This is a genomic window from Erwinia sp. B116, assembly GCF_002865965.1.
GTDB lineage: Bacteria > Pseudomonadota > Gammaproteobacteria > Enterobacterales > Enterobacteriaceae > Erwinia.
Genome location: NZ_JRZZ01000146.1, coordinates 1 through 272, shown reverse-complemented (window position 1 = coordinate 272; position 272 = coordinate 1). Strand labels below are relative to the sequence as shown.

The 272-nt window shown below is 50.4% G+C and carries 1 tRNA gene; it reads left to right on the top strand.

The features are described 5' to 3' along the window. Window positions 1–198 precede the first annotated feature (198 nt). Window positions 199–272: transfer RNA gene (locus NV64_RS23015), tRNA-Arg, on the top strand.

The following is a 272-nucleotide window of genomic DNA, read 5'->3' as shown; positions in this document are numbered from 1 at the left end:
TAGCTCAGCTGGATAGAGTACTCGGCTACGAACCGAGCGGTCGGAGGTTCGAATCCTCCTGGATGCACCATCTTTCGAAGTTCTGGTAGCAACCTCTACGGTTTAACCTTTCTCCGCAAGTGGCAGTGATTTTCTTCAGTATCTCCTCAGGTTTGTCGCATTATCTCCCTTATAGCTTTACCAAATAGCTTTACCGACGCATCCATAGCTCAGCTGGATAGAGTACTCGGCTACGAACCGAGCGGTCGGAGGTTCGAATCCTCCTGGATGCA